24 protein-coding genes are annotated in these 21903 nt (G+C 32.9%); 12 read left to right on the top strand and 12 right to left on the bottom strand.

From position 1 onward, the window contains the following. Positions 1-168 precede the first annotated feature (168 nt). The gene (locus tag RM519_RS11555; RefSeq protein WP_311593971.1) at positions 169-789 is read left to right on the top strand and encodes an L-threonylcarbamoyladenylate synthase; all 621 of its coding nucleotides are present in this window, start codon (positions 169-171) and stop codon (positions 787-789) included. Here the strand turns inward: RM519_RS11555 and RM519_RS11550 are convergent. From RM519_RS11550 to RM519_RS11540, 3 genes are all read right to left on the bottom strand, one after another. Further along, positions 782-1786 carry a glycosyltransferase family 2 protein gene (locus RM519_RS11550; RefSeq protein ID WP_311593970.1) on the bottom strand — a complete coding sequence of 335 codons (1005 nt, stop codon included), beginning with the start codon at positions 1784-1786 and terminating at the stop codon, positions 782-784. The genes RM519_RS11555 and RM519_RS11550 overlap by 8 nt on opposite strands. Positions 1787-1907: 121 nt before the next feature. Then, positions 1908-2099, bottom strand: a complete 192-nt coding sequence (locus tag RM519_RS11545; protein ID WP_311593969.1) for a cold-shock protein — start codon at positions 2097-2099, stop codon at positions 1908-1910. Positions 2100-2241: 142 nt separating this feature from the next. Further along, a complete protein-coding gene (locus RM519_RS11540; RefSeq protein WP_311593968.1) occupies positions 2242-2691 on the bottom strand; it encodes a type I restriction enzyme HsdR N-terminal domain-containing protein in 450 nt (149 codons plus the stop codon). Positions 2692-2720: 29 nt separating this feature from the next. Between RM519_RS11540 and holA the strand changes: the two genes are divergently transcribed. After that, the gene (gene holA / locus RM519_RS11535; protein WP_311593967.1) at positions 2721-3725 is read left to right on the top strand and encodes a DNA polymerase III subunit delta; all 1005 of its coding nucleotides are present in this window, start codon (positions 2721-2723) and stop codon (positions 3723-3725) included. Here holA and RM519_RS11530 read toward each other — a convergent pair. From RM519_RS11530 to RM519_RS11510, 5 genes are all read right to left on the bottom strand, one after another. Further along, the gene (locus tag RM519_RS11530) at positions 3702-4757 is read right to left on the bottom strand and encodes a M28 family metallopeptidase (RefSeq protein ID WP_311593966.1); all 1056 of its coding nucleotides are present in this window, start codon (positions 4755-4757) and stop codon (positions 3702-3704) included. The genes holA and RM519_RS11530 overlap by 24 nt on opposite strands. Before the next feature lie 100 nt (positions 4758-4857). Next, the gene (locus RM519_RS11525; RefSeq protein ID WP_311593965.1) at positions 4858-5652 is read right to left on the bottom strand and encodes an ABC transporter ATP-binding protein; all 795 of its coding nucleotides are present in this window, start codon (positions 5650-5652) and stop codon (positions 4858-4860) included. Between the two features lies 1 nt (position 5653). Further along, complete coding sequence (locus RM519_RS11520) at positions 5654-6682, bottom strand: FecCD family ABC transporter permease (protein ID WP_311593964.1); 1029 nt, start codon at positions 6680-6682, stop codon at positions 5654-5656. Next, the gene (locus RM519_RS11515) at positions 6679-7257 is read right to left on the bottom strand and encodes a non-canonical purine NTP diphosphatase (protein ID WP_311593963.1); all 579 of its coding nucleotides are present in this window, start codon (positions 7255-7257) and stop codon (positions 6679-6681) included. Before RM519_RS11515 ends, RM519_RS11520 begins: the two co-directional genes overlap by 4 nt. A 40-nt stretch (positions 7258-7297) precedes the next feature. After that, positions 7298-7756, bottom strand: a complete 459-nt coding sequence (locus RM519_RS11510) for an Lrp/AsnC family transcriptional regulator (protein WP_311593962.1) — start codon at positions 7754-7756, stop codon at positions 7298-7300. Between the two features lie 153 nt (positions 7757-7909). Between RM519_RS11510 and RM519_RS11505 the strand changes: the two genes are divergently transcribed. Next, positions 7910-9190: a cystathionine gamma-synthase family protein gene (locus RM519_RS11505; RefSeq protein ID WP_311593961.1), complete on the top strand. Its 1281-nt coding sequence runs from the start codon at positions 7910-7912 to the stop codon at positions 9188-9190. On the opposite strand, the gene rlmH is transcribed toward RM519_RS11505, so the two are convergent. Together rlmH and RM519_RS11495 are read right to left on the bottom strand one after the other, a co-directional pair. After that, positions 9181-9654 (bottom strand): 23S rRNA (pseudouridine(1915)-N(3))-methyltransferase RlmH, encoded by a 474-nt coding sequence (rlmH, locus tag RM519_RS11500; protein WP_311593960.1) that lies wholly within the window; start codon positions 9652-9654, stop codon positions 9181-9183. The genes RM519_RS11505 and rlmH overlap by 10 nt on opposite strands. Continuing rightward, positions 9654-10628 (bottom strand): hypothetical protein, encoded by a 975-nt coding sequence (locus tag RM519_RS11495; protein WP_311593959.1) that lies wholly within the window; start codon positions 10626-10628, stop codon positions 9654-9656. The genes rlmH and RM519_RS11495 overlap by 1 nt, the downstream gene beginning before the upstream one ends. Before the next feature lie 87 nt (positions 10629-10715). On the opposite strand from RM519_RS11495, the gene nadC reads away from it, so the two are divergent. From nadC to kdsB, 3 genes are read left to right on the top strand one after another with little or no spacing between them, the layout of a single operon-like run. Further along, positions 10716-11573: a carboxylating nicotinate-nucleotide diphosphorylase gene (gene nadC, locus RM519_RS11490; protein WP_311593958.1), complete on the top strand. Its 858-nt coding sequence runs from the start codon at positions 10716-10718 to the stop codon at positions 11571-11573. 1 nt (position 11574) lies between these two features. Then, complete coding sequence (locus RM519_RS11485) at positions 11575-12525, top strand: YihY/virulence factor BrkB family protein (protein ID WP_311593957.1); 951 nt, start codon at positions 11575-11577, stop codon at positions 12523-12525. Next, complete coding sequence (gene kdsB, locus RM519_RS11480) at positions 12522-13250, top strand: 3-deoxy-manno-octulosonate cytidylyltransferase (protein WP_311593956.1); 729 nt, start codon at positions 12522-12524, stop codon at positions 13248-13250. Before RM519_RS11485 ends, kdsB begins: the two co-directional genes overlap by 4 nt. Here the strand turns inward: kdsB and RM519_RS11475 are convergent. Then, positions 13247-14641 carry a M20/M25/M40 family metallo-hydrolase gene (locus RM519_RS11475; RefSeq protein WP_311593955.1) on the bottom strand — a complete coding sequence of 465 codons (1395 nt, stop codon included), beginning with the start codon at positions 14639-14641 and terminating at the stop codon, positions 13247-13249. The genes kdsB and RM519_RS11475 overlap by 4 nt on opposite strands. A gap of 122 nt (positions 14642-14763) precedes the next feature. Here RM519_RS11475 and hisS point away from each other — a divergent pair, with 122 nt between their 5' ends. From hisS to RM519_RS11445, 6 genes are all read left to right on the top strand, one after another. After that, a complete protein-coding gene (gene hisS, locus RM519_RS11470) occupies positions 14764-16128 on the top strand; it encodes a histidine--tRNA ligase (RefSeq protein WP_311593954.1) in 1365 nt (454 codons plus the stop codon). 31 nt (positions 16129-16159) lie between these two features. Further along, the gene (gene folE, locus RM519_RS11465) at positions 16160-16849 is read left to right on the top strand and encodes a GTP cyclohydrolase I FolE (protein WP_311593953.1); all 690 of its coding nucleotides are present in this window, start codon (positions 16160-16162) and stop codon (positions 16847-16849) included. Between the two features lie 111 nt (positions 16850-16960). After that, on the top strand, positions 16961-17914 hold the full coding sequence (locus tag RM519_RS11460; RefSeq protein ID WP_311593952.1) for a glycosyltransferase family 2 protein: 954 nt from the start codon (positions 16961-16963) through the stop codon (positions 17912-17914). Between the two features lie 78 nt (positions 17915-17992). Beyond that, entirely contained in the window at positions 17993-18664 is a 672-nt protein-coding gene (locus RM519_RS11455) for a DUF4136 domain-containing protein (protein WP_311593951.1), read from the top strand. A gap of 12 nt (positions 18665-18676) precedes the next feature. Next, positions 18677-19285, top strand: coding sequence for a hypothetical protein (locus tag RM519_RS11450; RefSeq protein WP_311593950.1), 609 nt, complete (start codon positions 18677-18679; stop codon positions 19283-19285). 76 nt (positions 19286-19361) lie between these two features. Then, the gene (locus RM519_RS11445) at positions 19362-19865 is read left to right on the top strand and encodes a cupin domain-containing protein (protein WP_311593949.1); all 504 of its coding nucleotides are present in this window, start codon (positions 19362-19364) and stop codon (positions 19863-19865) included. 73 nt (positions 19866-19938) lie between these two features. Here RM519_RS11445 and yidC read toward each other — a convergent pair whose 3' ends face one another. Beyond that, the gene (yidC, locus tag RM519_RS11440; protein WP_311593948.1) at positions 19939-21837 is read right to left on the bottom strand and encodes a membrane protein insertase YidC; all 1899 of its coding nucleotides are present in this window, start codon (positions 21835-21837) and stop codon (positions 19939-19941) included. Positions 21838-21903: the final 66 nt, after the last annotated feature.

Raw genomic sequence — 21903 nt, 5'->3', positions numbered from 1 at the left:
AAACCGGCTAAATGTTTAGCCGGTTTTTTTATGGCTTGTTTTGGAAATTAATTATTCTGATTGTCTATTTGGCTTCATTTACTTGATATAATTCTTTACAACAAGGTGTAATTTTGTTAAATTTGGGCTTAGAGGTTACATCTTTTAATATGGGTGAAAAATATTTGTATGGCAGAGTTAATTAAAATTTACGAAGAAAATCCAAACGCAAAAGAAATTGATAAGGTAGTTAGTATCTTAAAAAAAGGAGGATTGGTAATTTATCCAACCGATACAGTTTATGGTTTGGGATGTGATATTACAAATAATAAGGCTTTGGAGAAAATTGCTCGAATAAAAGGAGTAAAACTCGAGAAAGCCAACTTTTCTTTTTTATGTAATGACTTAAGTCATTTATCAGATTATGTTAGACAAATAGATTCACGAACGTTTAAAATTTTAAAACGCGCTTTGCCTGGACCCTATACCTTTATTTTACCTGGTAATAATAATCTCCCAAAAGTATTTAAAAAGAAAAAAACAGTTGGTATTCGTGTACCTGATCATAATATTGCTAGAGCAATTGTTGAAAAATTGGGGAATCCTATCGTATCTACTTCTATTCATGATGAAGATGAATTATTAGAATACACTACAGATCCAGAGTTAATTTATGAAAAATGGGAAGGAACTGTTGACGCTGTTATAGATAGTGGTTATGGAGACAATGTCGCATCTACGGTTATAGATTTAACAGATGGTGGGCCAGAAGTAATTAGAGAAGGTAAAGGATCCTTAGATATTATTTAGTCAACTTAGAAAACGTTTTCTTTCCCTTAATGTAATAAGACCATACAATACTTTTCGTATGGAAATACCCTCTCTTTTTTGATGCTATATCCTTCCTAAGTTTTAGATATTCATTTAGATGCAAATAAAAACTAACATGCGCTTTTAAAATAGCAAAAGTATGTCTTGGTTTTAGGTTAAATAGAAATTTCAGACCTGCAATTCCGTCTAAAACCATACGTGTAATTGTGATTAAAAAGAGACCCTTTTTAGGAGCGTTTTTCACAAGCGTTAGCAAACTATTTCTAAAATTTAAGTAAGTCTTCTTTGGGCTTAATTTGTTCAGTGTTGCTCCACCAACATGGTAAACCGTTGATTTGGAAACAAAATCTATATTGAAATTTAAATTTTGAATTCTCCAGCATAAATCAATTTCTTCATAATGAGCAAAGTAATTTTCGTCAAAACCGTTTAACTCCTTATAAATCTCAGCCTTTACAAAGAAACAAGCGCCTGATGCCCAGAATATTGTTGCATCATGGTATTGATTATAGTCTTCTTCAATAGTGTCAAAAATGCGTCCTCGGCAATACGGATATCCAAATTTGTCTAGTAGACCACCTGCTGCTCCTGCATATTCAAATTTTGATTTGTTTTTAAAATCTAGTATTTTTGGTTGAATTATCGCTGTATTTGGGTGTGTCTTGAAATGTGCTAAAATTGGTTGTAGCCAATTTTTTGAAACTTCAATGTCAGAATTTACGAGAGCATAGTAATCGGCATCAATTTGTTTTAGTCCGTCGTTATACCCCTTAGCAAAACCCCCGTTTATTTCATTTTGAACAATGTGAACTTGAGGGAAGTTTTCTTTTAAAATTGAAATTGAATTGTCAGAAGAATTATTATCAACTACATAGATATCAGCAATACCTTTAGGGCTGTGTTTAATAATTGATGGCAGAAATTGTTGCAACAATTTTGCACCATTCCAGTTTAATATGACTATAGCTAAGTTCACTGTTTAGTAATTGCTAATTTAAAAGTTTTATTTGGCTTTTACCAATCTGTCAGAATCTTTTGGGTACAAAAAAAAGCCTGTATAGACTACAAGCTTTTCATAAAAAAGTTCGGTATAAATATTAAATTGCTTTAACGTTTACCGCGTTTAAACCTTTTCTTCCTTCTTTTAGTTCAAACTCCACTGCGTCACCTTCTGCAACTCTATCCACTAGACCTGAGATGTGTACGAAGTATTCGTCTTTTGAACCGTCTTCGATGATGAATCCAAATCCTTTAGATTCATTGAAGAATTTTACTGTACCGTTTTTCATTGAAAAATAATAATAATATTAGTTAACAAAAGTAATGCATAAATATTATTTTCCGGGTTTTTTAGGAAAATATTTTTGTTTTGTGCTCAAAATCAATAAAAAAGATGAATATAGTTCAATTTTTGCAAGGGTTGCATTTTCTTCATCTAAGTGAATAAGATGGGATTTCCTTTAAAAAATCATAAGATTTATTCTCATTATTCAATGTGCAAGAATAATGGTTTATTCCATTGGATAGAATTAAATATTGGGCATCGAAGTGCATATTATAACTTACAATTTGATCAAAAGTCTTTTGTGTAATTTTAACGGAAGGAGCCTTGCATTCAATAATCACACAAGGTAAACCAAGTGAATTGTAAATTAAGACGTCAAATCTTTTTTTTCTACCATTTAAAACGAGTTGTTTCTCGACTGCAATTAATTGAATAGGATATTTTTTTTCCGTAATAAGGTAGTTAACAAGATGCTGTCGCACCCATTCTTCTGGAGTTAAAACCACATATTTTTTTCGAATTTTATCAAATATTAGTTGCTTATTTTCGCTACTTTTGAGTTTGAACTGATACGAAGGAAAATTCAATTGTTGCATAAGGCAAAAATGATAAATTTAATTCATTTATGGAGGATGTTACCAGAATAGTTGCCGATATTAAATCGGGTGCTATTAAGCCATTATATTTTTTACAAGGAGATGAGCCTTATTATATTGATAAGATTGCGGCTTATATTGAAGATAATGTGTTGAAAGAAGAGGAGAGAGGGTTTAACCAAATGCTTTTGTACGGTAGAGATGTATCTATAGACGAAATCATCTCAAATGCCAAGCGCTATCCTATGATGGCAGAGCGACAAGTCATTATTGTTAAAGAGGCGCAAGATTTGTCTAGGTCTATCGAGAATTTGGTGAGTTATGTAGAAAATCCACAACCAACAACCGTATTGGTATTTTGTTATAAATACAAAACATTGGATAAGCGTAAAAAATTAGCAAAGGCACTTTCTAAAAAGGGAGAACTTTTTGAAAGTAAAAAATTATATGACAATCAAGTTGGTGACTGGATACGAAGAGTGTTGTCTGGACGGAATTATGATATTCAGCCTAAAGGCGCTCAAATGTTAGTTGAGTTTTTAGGAAATGATTTAAGTAAAATCAGCAATGAATTAGATAAACTAACGGTTGTTATTCCAAAAGGAAAGGAGATTACACCGCAGCTAATTGAAGAAAATATTGGAATCAGTAAGGATTTTAATAATTTTGAACTGCAAAAAGCAATCGGAGAGAAGCAGGTTGTTAAGGCAAATCAGATAATCACTTATTTTGCCCACAATCAAAAGAGTCATCCATTAATAATGTCCATTGCAATTTTAAATAGTTTTTTTACCAAGTTGCTTTCATTTCATGGTTTAAAGGATAAAACGAAGATGAGTGCGGCAAAGTCGTTAAAGGTCAATCCTTATTTTGTTCAAGACTACATTACTGCAAGTCGTCATTACCCAATGAGAAAAGTATCTCAAATAATAGGTTTTTTACGCGAGGCAGATGTTAAAAGCAAAGGAGTGGGTGCTAATTCTTTATCAGATGGTGATATTTTAAAAGAATTAGTCTTCCGTATTTTGCACTAAATCTTCTTCAATTCCTTTATCAACAATAATCCTGTTATCTCTGTTTGCCAATTCCCAAGCCGTATAAAAGATGAGTTGTGCTCTCTTTGTAAGGAGTTTTAAGTCTATTTTTTCAGCGGTATCTGTTGGCTGGTGATAATCTTCATGGACACCATTAAAATAAAATATTACAGGAATGTTATTTTTTGCAAAGTTATAATGATCAGATCTGTAATAATATCTATTCTTATCGTCTTCAGCATTATAAGTGTAATCTAGATCTAGATTGGCATATGCTTTATTGGCTTCTTCATTAATAGTATGAAGTTCTGAACTTAATCTATCTGCGCCTATAACATAAATATAATCAGATTTACCTTCTTTCTCTGTGCTAACTCTTCCAATCATATCAATATTTAGACCAGCAACCATGTTTTCTAGTGGAAATAACGAACTTTCAGCGAAATATTTAGATCCAAGAAGCCCCTTCTCTTCACCGGTAAAATTGATAAATAGGAGTGAACGTTTAGGTCCATGTCCATTCTTTTTGGCTTCAGCAAAAGCTTCAGCAATTTCTAATACCGCAGAAGTACCAGATGCATTGTCATCAGCACCATTATAAATGTAGCCATTTTTTATGCCTTCATGATCGTAATGAGAAGTAATTACAACAATTTCTTCGGGTCTTTCAGTTCCTTCTATAAAGCCAATTACGTTTTCCGAGGCAAAGGCCGATTTATTATTAAGTGCTTCAACTGGAACAACTTGATAGTAATCATTGGTTGTAGGATTACCAGTTAAACCAAATTCTTGGTATTGATCTGCTAAATATTTTGCAGCTAGTTTTTGACCTTTCTCTCCGGTTTTTCTTCCTTCAAATTCATCTGAAGCTAAAGTAAATACATGCTTCTTTACGTCTGTAGTATTGATAGTATTTGCATATTGCTTGATGATTATTGAGTCAGAATTTAATTCTGATGAAGTTATTTCTTTACTTGTTTTACACGCCGCCAACATCATAATTCCAGCGACCAGGAGTGTATATTTATTCATGTAGTATATTTAATCGACGGCAAAAATATAAAATAAAACCTTATGTTTCAATAGATTAACCAATTTTAACATTTTAAAGCGAACACAAGAACCCCTTAAATTATCTTTTTAAAATAAATTGTTCTTTAATGTAATCGAATTGCACGGCATCGGTTTCGAATAATTTTTCAATACTCTTAGTAGCGATTAATTCCTTTGGTGTTCCATGAATAATCTCTTCATTAGAAATCAGAAATAATTGTTTTGCAGATTGAATTGCCAATTGAATTTGGTGAGTAGTAACGATGATTGTTTTCCCTTCATTTTCAGACAGGCTTTGAAGAAGTTTGAATGTTTCGAGGGTATGATGAATATCTAAATGCGCAGTTGGTTCATCAAAAATTATAATATCGGTATCTTGTGCAAGAGCTCTAGCAATTAAAACACGTTGAAATTGTCCATCGCTTAATTCATAGGATTTTTTAGATGACAATTGTGAGATTTGAGTAAGTTCCATTGCTTTTTTAATCTGGTTCTCATCCTCTATTCTTAATTTGTCCACCCAATTAGTATATGGCTGTCTTCCTAAGGCAATCAACTCGAATACGGTTAAATTACTTTCTGGTAACTTTTCAGTCAATACCAAACTAATTTTTTTTGAAAATTCTGTTGTAGAATAATTTTCTAAATTCTTATTGTCTAAAATTATAGTACCGTTTAAGGGAGGTTGAATTTTCGCTATTGTTCTAAGCAAAGTGGATTTACCAGCCCCATTTTTACCCAAAATACAAGTGAAACTTCCTTTTTCAAAAGTTAAATTTAAATTTTGAAGAATTGTTTGCACATTTTTCTTTGAGGGGTATCCAATTGAAAGATTGGTTGTTTCTAATGCAATATGTTGGTTTATTTCAGTCAATTTATAAATATATATTCTTTTTTCGTACTAAAAGCCATATAACAATTGGGGCACCAAAAATTGATGTAATTGCGTTTATTGGAAGCGTGTATTCGCTTGAAGGTAATTGCGCAAATATATCAGCAAACAGCATTAAAACAGCCCCTAATATGGCAGAAGCAGGTATCAAAATTTTATGATTAGAGGTGTTAAATAGTAAACGTGCAATATGAGGAACCGCTAGACCTACAAATGCAATTGGTCCAGAAAAAGCTGTAATTACTCCAGTCAGTAAACAAGTTATGATCAAAATTAAATTTCGGGTTCTTTTAATGTTTACACCAATACTATTAGCATAATTTTCACCGAGTAACAAACTATTTAGCGGCTTTAGAATAAAAACGATGAGGCTTAAACTGATAAAAAATAAAGTTGAAAACACCCCAAGTTCATTCCAACTTAAATTACCTAAACTACCAAAGCCCCAAAAGATAAATTGCTGTAATTTTTCAGGGTTGCTAAAATAAGAGAGTACGCTAATAATAGCAGCAGTTATACTTCCAAACATTAATCCGATGATAAGAATTGACATCGTGTTTCGTACTCGATTGGCTACAATAAGGACTGCTGACATCACAATAAAAGAGCCTAAACTTGCTGCAATAGCTAATCCGAATGTGGATAAATAACCTACAGCAATCCCTCCTAATAATGAACTTCCTAAAATTAGAAGTGCTACTCCCAAACTTGCTCCTGAACTAATTCCCAGTACAAAGGGACCGGCTAGAGGGTTCCTAAATAAAGTTTGCATTAATAATCCGCTAATCGATAATCCTGAGCCAACTAGCACTGCAGTTATGGCTTTTGGAATTCTAAAATTTACAATAATTGTATGCCAAGATTCTTTTGAAGCTTTACCTTCAAAAATCGAAGAAATAACGTCACTAAAAGGTATGGAAACAGAGCCTAAATTGATGTTTAAAAACCAAACTAAAACTAAGAGTACAAAAAGTAAACTAATGAAAAGCAGATATGATTTCTGCAATTTCAATATCGAATGGTTTCTAAAAATATAATAAGTTTTTGAATGGCAATTCCTCTATGTGATATACGGCCTTTTTCATCAATATCCATTTCTGCAAAAGTCTCATAAGAGCCTTCTGGTTTAAAAATCGGGTCGTAGCCAAAACCTTTCTCACCTTGTTTCTCCTTTGTAATTTCTCCTTTACAAACGCCTTCAAAAACAAATTGCTCGTCATCTAAAACCAATGCAATTGCAGTTCTAAATTGTGCCTTTCTGTTCGATTCTCCTTCTAATTCATTAAGAAGTTTGTCCATGTTTTTATTCGGGTCTCTTGAGTCACCTGAGTAGCGAGCAGTATGCACTCCCGGTTCACCATTAAGCGCTTCTACTTCCAATCCTGTATCATCAGAAATACAATTAAAACCAAACTTTTCTTTTACGAAATTGGCTTTTATTTTTGCATTTTCTTCAAGAGTGTCACCAGTTTCCGGGATATCTTCTTCACACCCGATATCCTTTAAACCTACTACATTAAAAAATGGCAGTAAATCCTGAACTTCTTGTAATTTATTTAAGTTGTTTGTAGCAAATACAATTTTCATTTATTCCGAGTTGTTTTACAAAACAAAAGTACTATTTATTTTATTCAACCGGAAGACTTGCGTTTGTTTTGACCTCTGTCATAACGAAGGAACTTTGCACTTGGCCTAAATTTTCTAAAGAGGCTAGTTTTTTTGCCACGAACTCTTGGTATTCGTCCATGTCTTTAACCATTACTTTAATTAAATAATCGTACATACCAGCAATATGATAGCATTCTATAACTTCACTAAATTGAACGATGTCTTTCTCAAATTTAGCAATCATCGTAGTTTCATGATTTTTTAAAGAAACGTTGCAAAAAGTAATTAAAGATAAACCAATTTTTTTGCGATCTACAACGGCCTTGTAGTTTTGAATATAACCTTCATTTTCTAATCTTTTTATGCGTTCAAATATTGGGGTAGCGGTAAGGTTTAGTTTTGCGGCCAATTCTTTAATGGTATATTTTGCATTTTTTTGAAGTAAAACCAAAAGCGATTTGTCTGTGTTGTCTAACATAGGTAGATTATTATTCTTATTTAAAGGTGATTTGAGTCAATAATTAGACTTTAATTCTGTAAAATTACATTTAAAAGATTAATAATCCAAAAAAGTTTATCAACGTAGAGTATATATCTATTTAAGTTAACTTTGTTAAATAAAACAACTCTTATGAAGCCACACGAATTTCAGCCGGAAAGTTTAATGATGACACACGGATATAAACCTGAATTATCCGAAGGAGCTATTAAATGTCCAATATTTCAAACTTCAACCTTTGTGTTTAAAACAGCAGAAGAAGGAAAGGCCTTTTTTGAAATTGCTTATGGTTTAAGAGATAAAAAGCCAAAAGAAGAATTAGGACTGATCTATAGTCGAATTAACAATCCGAATTTAGAAATTTTAGAGAATAGGTTATGTCTTTGGGACAAGGCAGAGGATTGTGCAGTGTTTGAAAGTGGAATGTCTGCGATATCTACTGTTTTATTGGAGTTTTTAAAACCAGGAGATTTATTAGTGTTTACAAGTCCACTATATGGTGGTACCGACCATTTTATCAATCATTTTTTACCAAGTATCGGAGTTGATGTATTAGGTATTGAGCCCAATCAAACAATCAATGATATTAAAACTGCTATTGCAGAATCTGGTAAAGCTGATAAATTGGCAATGATTTATTTAGAAACGCCTGCAAATCCGACCAATGCTCTGGTTGATATAGAAGGAGTTGCTGAGTTGTCTGAATATTTTAGTGCTTCTGATAGAAAGGTGTTAACGGCAGTAGACAATACTTATATGGGGCCAATATGGCAACATCCATTGGAGTTTGGAGCAGATTTGGTTTTGTATTCTGCAACTAAATACATTGGAGGGCATAGTGATTTAATTGCTGGCGCTGTGTTAGGAAGTAAAGAAGTAATGAGTAGAATTAAAGTATTGCGAACTTTTTTAGGAAATATGATTAGCCCAAATACGGCATGGTTGTTATTAAGGAGCCTAGAAACGTTAAAAGTTAGAATGACACAGCAAACAAATAATGCTCAAAAAGTTGCCTCATTTTTAAATGAACATGATAAGATAGAGCGTGTAAATTATTTAGGCTTGTTAGAAGAAGGAACTTCGCAATACAAAATTTATAAAAAGCAATGTAGTGCACCAGGTGCTATGATTACGGTAAATGTGAAAGGTGGAGAACAGCAAGCATTTGAATTTTTGAATGGACTAAAATTGGTGAAACTTGCGGTTAGTTTAGGAGGGACAGAAAGTTTAGCTCAGCATCCGGGAACGATGACACATGCCGGAATTAGTCCTGAGGAAAAGGCAAAAATGGAAATTTCAGAAAATACTGTGCGTATCTCTATTGGTGTTGAAGATGCTCAAGATATTATTTGGGATTTACAACAGGCATTAGTACTTGTAAATGAACCAAAAAAAGAACTGGCCTATTCATGATGATATGGTTCGTTTTTTAAAATAGTAAACCCTCTATAGATTTGTTCAACTACAAATAATCGAATCATTTGATGTGAAAATGTCATTTTAGAAATGGAAACTTTTCCTTGTGCTTTTTTGTAAACAGTTTCAGAAAATCCGTAGGGGCCACCAATTACAAAAACAAGTTGCTTAATACCGGAATTCATTTTCTTTTGTAAGTATTGTGCGAATTCTTTAGATCTAAAATCTTTTCCTTTTTCGTCTAAAAGTATTAATTGATCGGTGGACGCCAATTGTTTTAATAGCAATTCTCCTTCCTTTTCTTTTTGCTGTTTTTCAGAAAGATTCTTTACGTTTTTTATATCTGGAATTATTTGTAATTCAAATTTAACATAGTGCTTTAACCTATTTTGATAGGTCTCAATTAACTTTTGTAATTGTGCATCATCTGTTTTTCCAATGGCTAAAAGTTTTATTTTCATTAGTAGCAATTAGAAGTGTAAAATTCATAAGGTCTTACAATGTCTTCAACAATTCCTACTCCGAATGGGTGTTGCGTTAATTTAGAACTTACCCAATCGCTTTTATATTGTTTCCAGTTCTCTTTTTTTAATAATTTATTTAGTACAAAATCAGGTAAAAAATCACTTTTAATAAAATATTCTCCGTTAGGCTTTATAACAATTAAATCGGCATCAGGATTGGCTTTCATAAATGTATTTTTAACAACATTTTGATCGACAACCCAAGTAAAATATTCGTTTTTTATGGGGTAATTAAAATTGTCACCTACCATATAATAAACAGGTGTCTCAAATTTAGTTTCTATTCTTTTAATACAATTGTTTTGTTGTTTTGCATATGTTGCAACTTCTTGGTTGTACTTTTCTTCATCATGAAACTCTAATCGATGATTCCTTACATATCGTTGAAATTCTTTAATAGACTCAAATGGATATTCTCCATTTGCTTTTGCCTGTTTGTTAAAAGAGTCGAAATTTTCCTTTAAACTTTTTCCATTGTATAGGTTGCAGCTCTCAACACTTTCTTTAAAGCCAACCAATTGATTTTCGTAATGAATTAAAATTTTATGATTTTCAGGTGTCTGTTTAATCGATTTTCTATTTAAGTAAATTCTAAGTTGATTATATTGCTTAGGGGTGATTTTTCCAAAAGAAATACGCTCGTATACTTTAAAAATAATCATATCTTCTCTATCAAATCGTTTGCAATAGAAAACAGCAGCAGAACATTTAGTATTAAAATTTCTCTCTGTGATGCCCTTAGACTTTTCGTCTAAATAAAAACTTCTCTTTTTTGGTTTGGTAACCTTTTTAACCTTTACTGCTGAACTATCTTTAGTAATGCTGTCTTTTTTAGATGTTGTTTGTCCGAAAGAAAGAATAGAACCCATAAGAATAAAGGCAAGTGCAAGAAGCGTGTGTTTTGTTTTCATGGCAATATTTTCAAATATAGAAATAATTTTCAAACATTCTTTTGATGAAGATTAATTTGATATTTTTGTTTAAGCAAAAAATGTACCATGATTAGTAAAGCAAAATTTAATAAGGAGTTAAACCTAATTATAGCCAACGGAATTCGTGAAGATGTTGGAGCAGGGGATCATAGTTCTTTATCTTGTATACCAGAATTAGAACAGGGTAGGGCCAAATTGTTGGTTAAAGAAGATGGAATTATTGCAGGTGTAGAATTTGCAAAAATGATTTTCAAATTTGTGGATACAACGCTTCAAGTTGAAATTTTTATAGAAGATGGAGAAAAAGTGAAGGTTGGCGATATAGTTTTGCATGTTTCTGGAAATTCTCAATCTATTTTAAAAGCAGAACGACTGGTGCTGAATGCAATGCAACGTATGAGTGCTATTGCTACAAAGACAAATTATTTTGTAGGGTTAGTTACCGGAACTAGTACTAAAATTTTGGATACTAGAAAAACCACACCCGGTATTAGAGCCATTGAGAAGTGGGCTGTTAAGATCGGGGGAGGAGTAAACCATAGATTTGCTTTGTACGATATGATTATGTTAAAAGACAATCATATAGATTTTGCAGGTGGTATTTCAAAGGCTATTGAAAAGACCAACGCGTACTTAAGTGAGAATCATCTCGATTTAAAAATTATTGTTGAAGCTAGAAATATAGAAGAGATTAAAGAAATAATTATAAATAGAGGGGTGCATAGAATATTAATTGACAACTTTAATTTTGATGATACCAAAAAGGCGGTTGACTTAATTGGAGATTTTTGCCAAACAGAATCAAGTGGAGGTATAAACGAACAAACAATTCGGAAGTATGCCGAATGTGGTGTTGATTATATATCAACCGGTGCAATAACGCATTCAGTCCATAATATGGATTTGAGTCTAAAGGCATTTTAAAATGACCAAACAAATTGAAGATAAATTATTAAAAGTACCGATACTTGATGTGTTGGTTAAGCTGGGTAAAAAGGTTAAAATTCCTGGTCTGCTTGGTATGTCTTTGTATGATTTGTTAGAAATGTACATAATTGGCATTGTAAAAGGAGCCTTAACTTCTAGAGCGGGTGCAATTGCCTTCAGTTTTTTTATGGCCTTATTTCCCTTTTTACTATTTATTTTGACCTTGTTGCCAATTTTTGCTGGTAGAATAGAAGGTTTTGAAGAGGGATTCTTGCTTGTTTTACAAGAATTATTACCACCAACAACCTCAGAATCTGTAGAAATGGTGATAAATGATATTGCAGTAGATATTACCAGTAATCAATACAGTGGATTGTTGTCATTTGGATTTTTAGCGTCTATTTTCTTAATGACAAATGGAGTTAATGCTATTTTTGGAGGGTTTGAGTATTCCTATCACGTTAGAATAACTAGAAATATTTGGAGGCAATATTTAGTGGCACTAGGCGTGTCTATAGTCCTTTCTTTTTTGTTTTTGTTAACCATTGCCGCTATGATTTATTTTGAACTTGGAATGGGGGATATGGAAGAACATGGATGGGTGCAGAATGATGATATCTGGATAAGGGTAGGACGCATTCTATTTCTTACATCTATGATTTATACTTCAGTTACCATTTTGTATAATTTTGGAACTAAAGGATTGAAGAAGCGATCTTACTTTTCAACTGGAGCAGTGCTCACAACATTATTAACACTTTTGATGTTTTATCTATTCGGAATTTATGTTGAGAGTTTTGCACAATACAACAAACTATATGGTTCCATAGGAACGCTATTAATATTAATGTTATTTGTTTGGCTAAATTCAGTCATTTTATTGCTTGGATTCGAGTTAAATGCCTCTATGAATAGACTTAAGCAGAAAACGAAAAGAGATATCAAATGAAAATAGTAGCAATGATTCCTGCAAGATTGGAAGCAACTAGGTTTCCTAAAAAACTAATGCAGGATTTGGGAGGAATGTCTGTTATTGTAAGAACCTATAGGGCCGCTGTAAATACGGATTTGTTTAATGAGGTTTATGTGGTAACCGATAGCGAAATAATATTCGATGAAATAGTATCGAATGGGGGTAAAGCTATTTTGAGTAAAAAGGAACACGAATCTGGTAGCGATAGAATTGCAGAAGCCATTGAATTGATTGATGCAGATATTGTTGTAAATGTCCAAGGAGATGAACCATTTATTGATAAAACCTCTTTAGAAAATTTATTAACTGTTTTTAAAACGGATTCTGAAAAAGAGATTGACATTGCGTCTTTAATGTTTCGGATTTCGTCTGAACAAGAAGTTAACAACCCAAATAATGTTAAAGTAGTTACTGGTCTTAATGAGGTAGCTCTCTATTTTAGTAGAGCTCCGATTCCATTTCCAAGAGACAATTCACATGCATCTTATTTCAAGCATATCGGAATTTATGCGTTTAGAAAACAGGCTTTATTAGATTGTACACAGTTGCCAATGCATGTTTTAGAACAAACGGAGAAATTAGAACAGTTACGTTTTTTAGCAAACGGATACACCATTAAAATGGTCCTAACCGATAAGCAACCCATTGGAATAGATACGCCAGAAGATTTACACAATGCACGAGAGTTATTGTTGAATTAATTTCCTTGCATTTTTTCAATAAAGTTTAGATAAGTCTTCGCACCATCGTACAACAACGGAATTGAAATGTGTTCATTTAAGTTATGTATGCTCTCTAATTCATGTCTGGTTAGATGAACAGGTATACTGCCATAAGAAGAAATCCCTTTGGCTCGGAAAGCACCTAAGTCGTTTACGTTTGGAACTAATATGGGAATAATCTCTGATGTTGGATTGTAATGCTTAATAGCTTCTTTGTATTTTTTGAAATACTGAGAATCAGGATCTGATGGTATTATTCTTGGCATGTTTTTTACAACCGTAATTTTGATATCGTCATTGTCTAATAGTTTTTTTATCATTTTTAAGAACTCTTTTTCATCTGTTTCAGGTAACAATCTACAATCTAAAAAAGCGATGGTTTTTGTTGGAATTATATTGTGAATCTCGTTGTTAGATGAAATATTAGTAAGGGTAATAGTATTTGTAAACAAAGCGAGTAACTCTGGTTGTTTTCTTAATTTCGGAAATAAAAGAGATTTAAATAAATTAGGATTAGTCAATGCTAGTTTTTCAAAGCCTTTTTTGTGATAACCTAAGGCTTTTAAGATCCCTGTATTTAAATCTGTAAAATAAATTTTAGACTTTTTTTTGGTAAGTTTATCCAGCGCTTCTACCATATCTTTATTTGCATATGAAATTGGAGTGATTGATCCATGACCTATTGTTTCCACTTCCAATTCTAATTTTAACCAGAACGGACGTTTATGCGCAACCGAAATCCCAAAAATTGGATTTTTAAACTCACCCCCAATTATGGCTGTTAATTCAGAAGGGCCTTCACCAATAATTACTGCAGGATTTAATTCGTTTAGATGATTGTCAATTACATAAGAGACACCCCCTTCACATTGCGTTTCTTCACAAGAAACGGCTAAAAAAGTTACGTTATAATTTTGTTCATTATCAAAATGTGATTTTGCCGAATGAATGATGCTAAATAATTGCATTAATCCCACCCCTTTGTTATCAATTGCTCCGCGGCCAAATATTTTATCATCTTTAATTTGGCCTGGGTAAACAGAATTATTAGATCCTGTTTCAGGGACAACGTCTAAATGATGTAGAAAAACGATGTTTGGTTTGTTTGAATTTAAGGGGTAAACGGATGCAGCAAAATTGTAATTACCATTGGTATTACCAAAATCCGAAATGTGCAAGCCATTCTCTTTACATATTTTTTTTAAAAAATCTCCAGCTTCTTTTTCTTCACCACTTACAGAATTTATCTGGATGTATTGTTGTAAAAGATGTTCCATAGATATCTTTGCACCGTGATGATCAATGGTCTCAATAGATTGAGAAAAACACCAGTGAACAAATAATAAGAAAATTAGGGTTATGGTACGCATGTAATTAGATAACGGTTGGCAATATAGCCATTAATTACTGACATGTAGAAATGAAGAAGAAATTCCTGTTTATTGGCATGTAATTTTTTCGGATATTTGCAGTCGAATAAACGCATTTTAAAATGAAGCCAAGCATCCCAAAAGGAACCAGAGATTTTTCTCCAAATGAAGTTGCCAAAAGAAAGTACATTTTTAGTACGATTCAGAAGGTATTCGAGAACTTCGGATTTCAACCTATAGAAACTCCAAGTTTTGAGAATTCCTCTACTTTAATGGGTAAATATGGTGAAGAAGGAGATCGGCTGATCTTTAAAATTTTAAATTCAGGTGATTACCTTAGAAAGGCGGATGCAAATTTATTGGGGAATAAAGAGAGTCAAAAATTGACATCACAAATTTCTGAGAAAGCATTGCGTTACGATTTAACAGTGCCGTTTGCACGTTATGTAGTGCAGCACCAAAACGAAATTTCATTTCCGTTTAAGCGTTACCAAATGCAGCCGGTATGGCGTGCAGATAGACCTCAAAAAGGAAGATTTAGAGAGTTTTATCAGTGTGATGCAGATGTGGTTGGAAGTAAAAGCTTATTGCAAGAAGTAGAATTTGTTCAGTTATACGATGCGGTATTTTCAAAATTGAAATTAACCGGAACTATGATTAAAATGAACAATCGAAAGATACTTTCTGGTATTGCAGAGATTATAGGAGCATCAGATAAATTAATCAATTTTACCGTTGCTTTAGATAAACTTGATAAGATTGGAGAGGAAGGCGTTGTTAAAGAAATGTTGGAAAAAGGAATAACCGAGAAGGCAATTGAAAAAGTGAAACCTTTGTTCAGTTTTAATGGTTCTAATAAAGAAAAATTAGCGGAATTGAAAGGAATGTTGGCTGCTTCCGACGAAGGCTTGAACGGTGTTTCAGACCTCGAATTTGTAGTTGATTCTATTGAAGAATTAGGCTTGGAATCGGCAGAATTGGAGATTGACGTAACCTTGGCTAGAGGATTGAATTATTACACAGGAGCCATTTTTGAAGTATCAGCGCCAAAAGGTGTAAAAATGGGTTCAATAGGTGGCGGAGGCCGCTATGATGATTTAACTGGGATTTTTGGTTTGAAAGATGTTAGTGGTGTTGGAATCTCTTTTGGATTGGATAGAATTTATTTGGTTTTAGAAGAGTTGAATTTGTTTGAAACAGTGGATTTACCACAGCCGAAAGTATTGTTTTTAAATTATAATAACGAACAACAAATCACTGTTTTAAAAGCGCTAAAGGCATTGAGAAGCAGTAATATAAAATGCGAGGTATATCCAGATGTTGCGAGTAGTAACAAGCAACAAAAGAAACAGTGGAAATACGCTACAACTAGAGGAATCGAATTTACGGTTACTGACATTGAAAATGAGTTATTTACCCTTAAAAATATGAATACTGGTGATCAGGTTTCATGTAATTTAAGCGAAATGATTGAAACGCTTAAATAATTTGTAAATTTGCCGCCTAATAAACGAGACCATGTTTGAACTTAAGAACGGAATGAGTAAAGAAAATATTGAAGATAGAGGCGACGACCACGTTGGTTCTTCTGCAACGACTCCATTAAGAGTCGATGCATTCGACATTTCTGATGCTGAGAAAATTGAGAAAATTCAAGAGAATGTGCGTGAAATTTTAACTACGCTTGGTATGGACCTTGAAGACGATAGTCTAAAAGGAACACCAAAAAGAGTTGCCAAAGCTTTTGTAAATGAACTTTTTTCAGGGTTAGATCCTAAAAACAAACCACATTTATCGACATTCGATAACAACTATAAGTATGGTGAAATGTTGGTTGAAAAAAACATTGTAGTCTATTCTACATGTGAACATCATTTATTGCCTATTATTGGAAGAGCGCATGTTGCGTATATTTCTAGTGGAAACGTAATTGGTCTTTCAAAAATGAATAGAATTGTAGATCATTATGCAAAAAGGCCTCAAGTGCAAGAGCGTTTAACAATGCAAGTTGTGCAAGCTCTGCAAGAAGCGCTGGGTACCGAAGATGTTGCATGTGTTATCGATGCAAAGCATTTATGCGTAAATTCTAGAGGTGTTAGAGATATTGACAGTAGTACAGTAACTTCAGAGTTTGGAGGTAAGTTTAAGAACAAAGATGTGAAAGCCGAGTTTTTAGATTATATAAATTTAGATACAAAGTTTGAATAGCATAATAAAAAGTATTAAAAGAATACGTCTAGAGAAATCTAGGCGTTTTTTTGTCCCTTTATTTTTTTTCGTAATTTCAATTAAGTTGTAACTTGATTATATTTGCTTCAAATGAATCTGAACTTCTCAATAATCATTCCCGTATTTAATCGCCCTCAAGAAATTGAAGAGTTATTGCAGAGTATTTCATTGCAGTCTTGCAAAGAGAATTTTGAAGTGATTGTTGTTGAAGATGGATCAAAGAATAAATGCGATTCTGTTTGTGAAAGATTTAAAGACAGTATGAATCTTCATTATTATTTCAAAGAGAATTCTGGAGCAGGGCAAAGTCGAAATTTTGGTATGCAAAAAGCTTCTGGAAATTATTTTATCATTTTAGATTCAGATGTCTTATTGCCTGAAGATTATTTAAGCGTTGTCTCTGAGCAACTCTATTCTAATTTTACAGATGCTTATGGTGGTCCAGATGCTGCACATCATTCGTTTACGCCATTGCAAAAAGCCATAAACTATTCTATGACTTCGGTTATAACAACTGGTGGTATTAGGGGCAAAAAGAAAGGGGTTGGAAAATTTCAGCCACGTAGTTTTAATATGGGGCTTTCTAGGAAAGCGTTCGAAATAACTAAAGGTTATTCCGAAATGAAATATGGAGAGGATATAGATTTGTCTTTTAGACTTTGGAATAATGGATTCGAAACACAATTGATTGAAGATGCCTTTGTGTATCATAAAAGACGAAGCACAATTAAGCAGTTTTACCAACAAACATTTAATTTTGGAACGGCAAGACCAATTTTAAATAAGAAGTATCCTGGAACATCCAAAATTACATATTGGTTTCCTAGTCTTTTTATTATTGGGGTGGATATTGCAATTTTATTAGCAATATTTGTTCACGTAGATTTTGTCATTCCTGTATGTTGCTATTTCTTTTTAATCTTTTTAGATTCTTTTATCTACAATAAAAGAATAAAGGTGGCAGTTTATAGTGTAATTACTACTTACACGCAATTTTTGGGCTATGGTTTAGGCTTTTTAAAATCTCAATTTTTCTCAAAATAAGGAGGGATTTTAAATGTTAATTTCGTTGTTATTCCTTTTTTTTGATATTACATTTGATATGAATTAATTAAATGTTTTATGAAAAAAATAATATTAAATAGTATACTCGTATTGAGTATGCTAACTTTCTTAAAGGCGTGCTATCCTGGTGACGATGTAAGTATTAAAGATCTAGATACGGTTACAACACTGTATACTGCAAGTGACTTCGAGACTCCTCCAAATTCAGCAATGATTTATTGGAAAGTAGGGCAAATTACCGCTGGTGATGGAGATGACATCCCGTATGGTGGTCAAATTGACGATGAAATTTTAAACACTACCTTACATAATTTGGTTGCAATTTATGGCGTAGATAATGTTTATATCTATAGTAATACTGCGCAACCAGTTCCTACGCCAAGTAATGGAGCAGTAGAAGTTATTACAGCAAATGATCCAATTCCAGGTGTAGAAGCAACAATAGTTCCGTCTATTGTTCTAAGAAACAAAACTTCTGCGAGTGTAGTTTACCCTCCTTGTTTACCAGGATGGTGGTATTGGTGGTGTTATCCTCCAATTGTTAGTGTTAGTTCTTATGATGTTGGTACTGTGATATTAGATATGAAAGAAATTGCCAATGGCACTGATGGAGATCCGTCTTGGAGAGCATTTATGAGAGGATTATTGTCTTCAAATGAAAACACAAACAGTACTAGAACAATTGAAAGTATTGACGATGCATTCGCTCAATCTCCTTACTTAAATTAATAAAAAAAATTTATGAAAAAAATATATATAGTGATGCTTTTCGTAATAGGGGCATTTAGTTTTAGCAATGCTCAGGAATCTTATTGGGCAATTAATTGGGATATTACTTCCGCTATGGGTGACACGGGCGATTTTGTTGGTGGGGTAAATTTTAGAGGTGTTTCTGTAGAAGGACGTTACTTTATTAAAAAAGATATGACCATCGGAGGTTCTTTGGGATGGAATACCTTATACGAAAAACAAGATAATTTGCCTCCTATCGAAATTGAGGTAGAAGGCTATGACGGTCATTTGTCAGGAACGCAATTACATTATTTAAATACAGTTCCAGTTTTGTTTACTTCACATTACTACATGGAAGGATTTGGAAAAGGAAAGATTTTCTTAGGTGCTGGAATTGGAGGCGTTTATGCCGAAAGTCGTAATGATATTGGTCTACGATCTATTTATAACGATAGTTTTGGATTTGCATTTCAACCAGAAATAGGAACTATGATTCCTATTGGTTATGCTGGTTCTGGTCTTAACATTGCTGTAAAATATCTTTATGGAACATCTGCAGGTGATTTAGATAATTTGTCTACCTTGACCCTATCTGTTGGATTTGGTTTCTTAAATTAATCCTACAAAATAATTATTTATAAAGTCCTTACAGTAAATACCTCTGTAGGGACTTTTATTTTTTCAAAAAATAAGAATGAACTCAATAGAAAAATTAATAGAGAAATTAGATTTAAAACAACACCCAGAAGGTGGTTATTTTAAAGAGACTTATAGAAGTAATGGTGAAATTAATAAGGATTCTTTAGATGCAAGTATAAAAGGGAAAAGAAATTATTCAACATGTATCTATTTCTTGTTAACATCTGAAAATTTTTCAGCGTTTCACCGAATTAAACAGGATGAAATTTGGCATTTTTATGATGGAACTGCAATTAGACTGCATATGATATCACCTGAAGGAAAATATTCAAATTGTTTAATTGGTCGTAATATTTCTAATGATGAAGTGCCTCAATTTGTTGTGCCTGCTCGATATTGGTTTGCCGCTGAGGTAGTATTGGATAATAGTTTTGCATTAACAGGATGTACCGTTGCACCAGGCTTTAGTTTTGAAGATTTTGAATTACCAAAACGGAAGGATTTAGTTCAATTATTTCCTAGTTTGGAAGAAGTAATAACTAAGTTAACCCATTCTTAAAAAGTAAATAATAGAATAAAAAAATCTCAATGTGAAAACATTGAGATTTTTTATTTGATATAAAGTTAAAGGTTTATTTCTTACCCTTTTTCTGAGCTTCTTGTTGTGCTTGTGCTTGTTTCATAGCGTTATCTAAACGTTGACGGAAACCACTCTTTTTCTTTTCTGGTTTCTTCTTGTTTTCTTCAATCTGCGCATGAATTTTTGCTTCGTCAATAACAAAGTTCTTGATCACTAACATAATTGCAATGGTTAACAAGTTAGATACAAAATAGTACAAACTTAAACTACTTGCATATTGGTTGAAGAAGAACAACATCATAATAGGAGAGAAGTAAATCATCATCTTCATCATCTTTTGCATATCTGGCATACCTTCTTGTGCAGGTGCTTGCATATTCATTTGCTGACTCTGATTCATTTTCATATAAAAGAAAATTGCAACAGATGCGAGAATTGGGAATAAACTAACGTGACTTCCATAAAATGGAATGCTAAACCCTAAATTGAAAATATTATCATAAGAAGATAAATCATCCGCCCACAAGAAACTCTTTCCTCTTAATTCTAGATTAGAGGGGAAGAATCTAAATAATGCAAAGAACACAGGCATTTGTAACAATGCAGGTATACAACCAGACATCATACTAACTCCAGCCTTACGTTGCACGGCCATTGTCTCTTGCTGGCGCTTCATTGCATTTTCTTTACCTGGATACTTCTTGTTGATTTCCTCCATTTCTGGACGAATAACTTTCATTTTGGCACTAGATACATAAGATTTATAAACCAGTGGCGACATTAAAATACGCACAGCTATTGTCATTAAAATAATAACCAATCCATAGTTTAAGCTGAAGGATGCTAAGAAAGAAAAAATGTAAACAAATACATATTTGTTGATCCAACCAAAGATACCCCAACCCATATCGGCAACTTCGTCTAATTGAGTACCTTCATACGTTTTTAATAATTGGTAATCAACCGGCCCATAATACCAGTTCATAGCATAATTTAACTCACCGCTTTTTAATTCTAAAGGAGTGTTTAAAGAGTATTTATGTGTATAAACAGTATCTATATCCGCATCTTCATACAATTTCTCTGAAACAATGTTCGCCTTAGTAAATGGCGTATCCGTCATTAAAATAGAAGTGAAGAAGTGTTGCTTGTAGGCTACCCAATTCAATTCGTTATTAACATCGGTATCGTCTTGACTTAAATAATCAACTTTATTGCCTTTTTCTTTATAGTAAAACCAAGAATACATGCTTTCAGAACGCATACTTTTTTCGTTTCTAAAAGCAGTTAAATCCCATTCTAAGTTTATATCATTAGAAGAATTGATTACATTGCCTAATCCGTTCGAGCGAACTGCAAAATCAATCATGTAATCGTCTGGCTTTAACTCATAGCGATACTCTAAATAACGATTGCTATCAACCTTTAACTTCATAGACAATATTTGATTGTCTCCATTTTGAGTTAATGTTGGTTCAAAGTTTAAATCTATTGTGTTTAAAATTCTGTTATCTGTAGTTCCGAAGTTTATATTGAAAGAAGCGTTATTTTCTTTTATAAGCTTTACTGGATCACCGTGATATTCGTTAAACTCTTTCAAATGCGCTTCAACAATTTGCCCACCCTTATTAGCGATGGTTAATTTTACCAAGTCATTTTCAATAACAGTAGTCGCTGTAGCATCAACATTTGCCGATTGCGCAAATGCTCCTAATTCATTCTGTGCTTGAACTTTTGCAATTGAATCAGAAACCACTTCAACAGGAGCTTTGTTGGTTATTGTAACAGGAGTGGCTTTTTGAATCGCATTGATAGAATCTTGAATGCGTTCTGTTTTTTGTTGCTCTAACTCTTCTGGAGTCGGTTGATTAGAGTACATCCACCATAAGGCGATGGCTCCTAATAATACAAATCCGATAATCGAATTAAAGTCTGTTTTCTTTTGTTCCATATTTTAAAATGTCATCTTGTCATTTACCTTTTAATGAGTGTCATAAAAAGCGCGACAAAAGTAGTG

This window comes from Urechidicola vernalis, from assembly GCF_031846385.1.
GTDB lineage: Bacteria > Bacteroidota > Bacteroidia > Flavobacteriales > Flavobacteriaceae > Urechidicola > Urechidicola vernalis.
Note: the sequence above shows the minus strand (reverse complement) of the source record. Positions and strands in the feature narration are given on the sequence as shown.

What these genes read in the sequence shown, in the direction of transcription:
- RM519_RS11455 (WP_311593951.1), top strand. Translation starts at nt 17,993, where the DNA reads ATGAAAAAAATAATATTAAATAGTATACTCGTATTGAGTATGCTAACT.
- RM519_RS11540 (WP_311593968.1), bottom strand. Translation starts at nt 2,691, where the DNA reads ATGCAACAATTGAATTTTCCTTCGTATCAGTTCAAACTCAAAAGTAGC.
- RM519_RS11545 (WP_311593969.1), bottom strand. Translation starts at nt 2,099, where the DNA reads ATGAAAAACGGTACAGTAAAATTCTTCAATGAATCTAAAGGATTTGGA.
- RM519_RS11505 (WP_311593961.1), top strand. Translation starts at nt 7,910, where the DNA reads ATGAAGCCACACGAATTTCAGCCGGAAAGTTTAATGATGACACACGGA.
- RM519_RS11485 (WP_311593957.1), top strand. Translation starts at nt 11,575, where the DNA reads ATGACCAAACAAATTGAAGATAAATTATTAAAAGTACCGATACTTGAT.
- folE (WP_311593953.1), top strand. Translation starts at nt 16,160, where the DNA reads ATGTTTGAACTTAAGAACGGAATGAGTAAAGAAAATATTGAAGATAGA.
- RM519_RS11460 (WP_311593952.1), top strand. Translation starts at nt 16,961, where the DNA reads ATGAATCTGAACTTCTCAATAATCATTCCCGTATTTAATCGCCCTCAA.
- RM519_RS11450 (WP_311593950.1), top strand. Translation starts at nt 18,677, where the DNA reads ATGAAAAAAATATATATAGTGATGCTTTTCGTAATAGGGGCATTTAGT.
- RM519_RS11555 (WP_311593971.1), top strand. Translation starts at nt 169, where the DNA reads ATGGCAGAGTTAATTAAAATTTACGAAGAAAATCCAAACGCAAAAGAA.
- RM519_RS11510 (WP_311593962.1), bottom strand. Translation starts at nt 7,756, where the DNA reads ATGTTAGACAACACAGACAAATCGCTTTTGGTTTTACTTCAAAAAAAT.
- rlmH (WP_311593960.1), bottom strand. Translation starts at nt 9,654, where the DNA reads ATGAAAATAAAACTTTTAGCCATTGGAAAAACAGATGATGCACAATTA.
- RM519_RS11530 (WP_311593966.1), bottom strand. Translation starts at nt 4,757, where the DNA reads ATGAATAAATATACACTCCTGGTCGCTGGAATTATGATGTTGGCGGCG.
- RM519_RS11515 (WP_311593963.1), bottom strand. Translation starts at nt 7,257, where the DNA reads ATGAAAATTGTATTTGCTACAAACAACTTAAATAAATTACAAGAAGTT.
- RM519_RS11475 (WP_311593955.1), bottom strand. Translation starts at nt 14,641, where the DNA reads ATGCGTACCATAACCCTAATTTTCTTATTATTTGTTCACTGGTGTTTT.
- RM519_RS11495 (WP_311593959.1), bottom strand. Translation starts at nt 10,628, where the DNA reads ATGAAAACAAAACACACGCTTCTTGCACTTGCCTTTATTCTTATGGGT.
- RM519_RS11445 (WP_311593949.1), top strand. Translation starts at nt 19,362, where the DNA reads ATGAACTCAATAGAAAAATTAATAGAGAAATTAGATTTAAAACAACAC.
- nadC (WP_311593958.1), top strand. Translation starts at nt 10,716, where the DNA reads ATGATTAGTAAAGCAAAATTTAATAAGGAGTTAAACCTAATTATAGCC.
- hisS (WP_311593954.1), top strand. Translation starts at nt 14,764, where the DNA reads ATGAAGCCAAGCATCCCAAAAGGAACCAGAGATTTTTCTCCAAATGAA.
- holA (WP_311593967.1), top strand. Translation starts at nt 2,721, where the DNA reads ATGGAGGATGTTACCAGAATAGTTGCCGATATTAAATCGGGTGCTATT.
- kdsB (WP_311593956.1), top strand. Translation starts at nt 12,522, where the DNA reads ATGAAAATAGTAGCAATGATTCCTGCAAGATTGGAAGCAACTAGGTTT.
- yidC (WP_311593948.1), bottom strand. Translation starts at nt 21,837, where the DNA reads ATGGAACAAAAGAAAACAGACTTTAATTCGATTATCGGATTTGTATTA.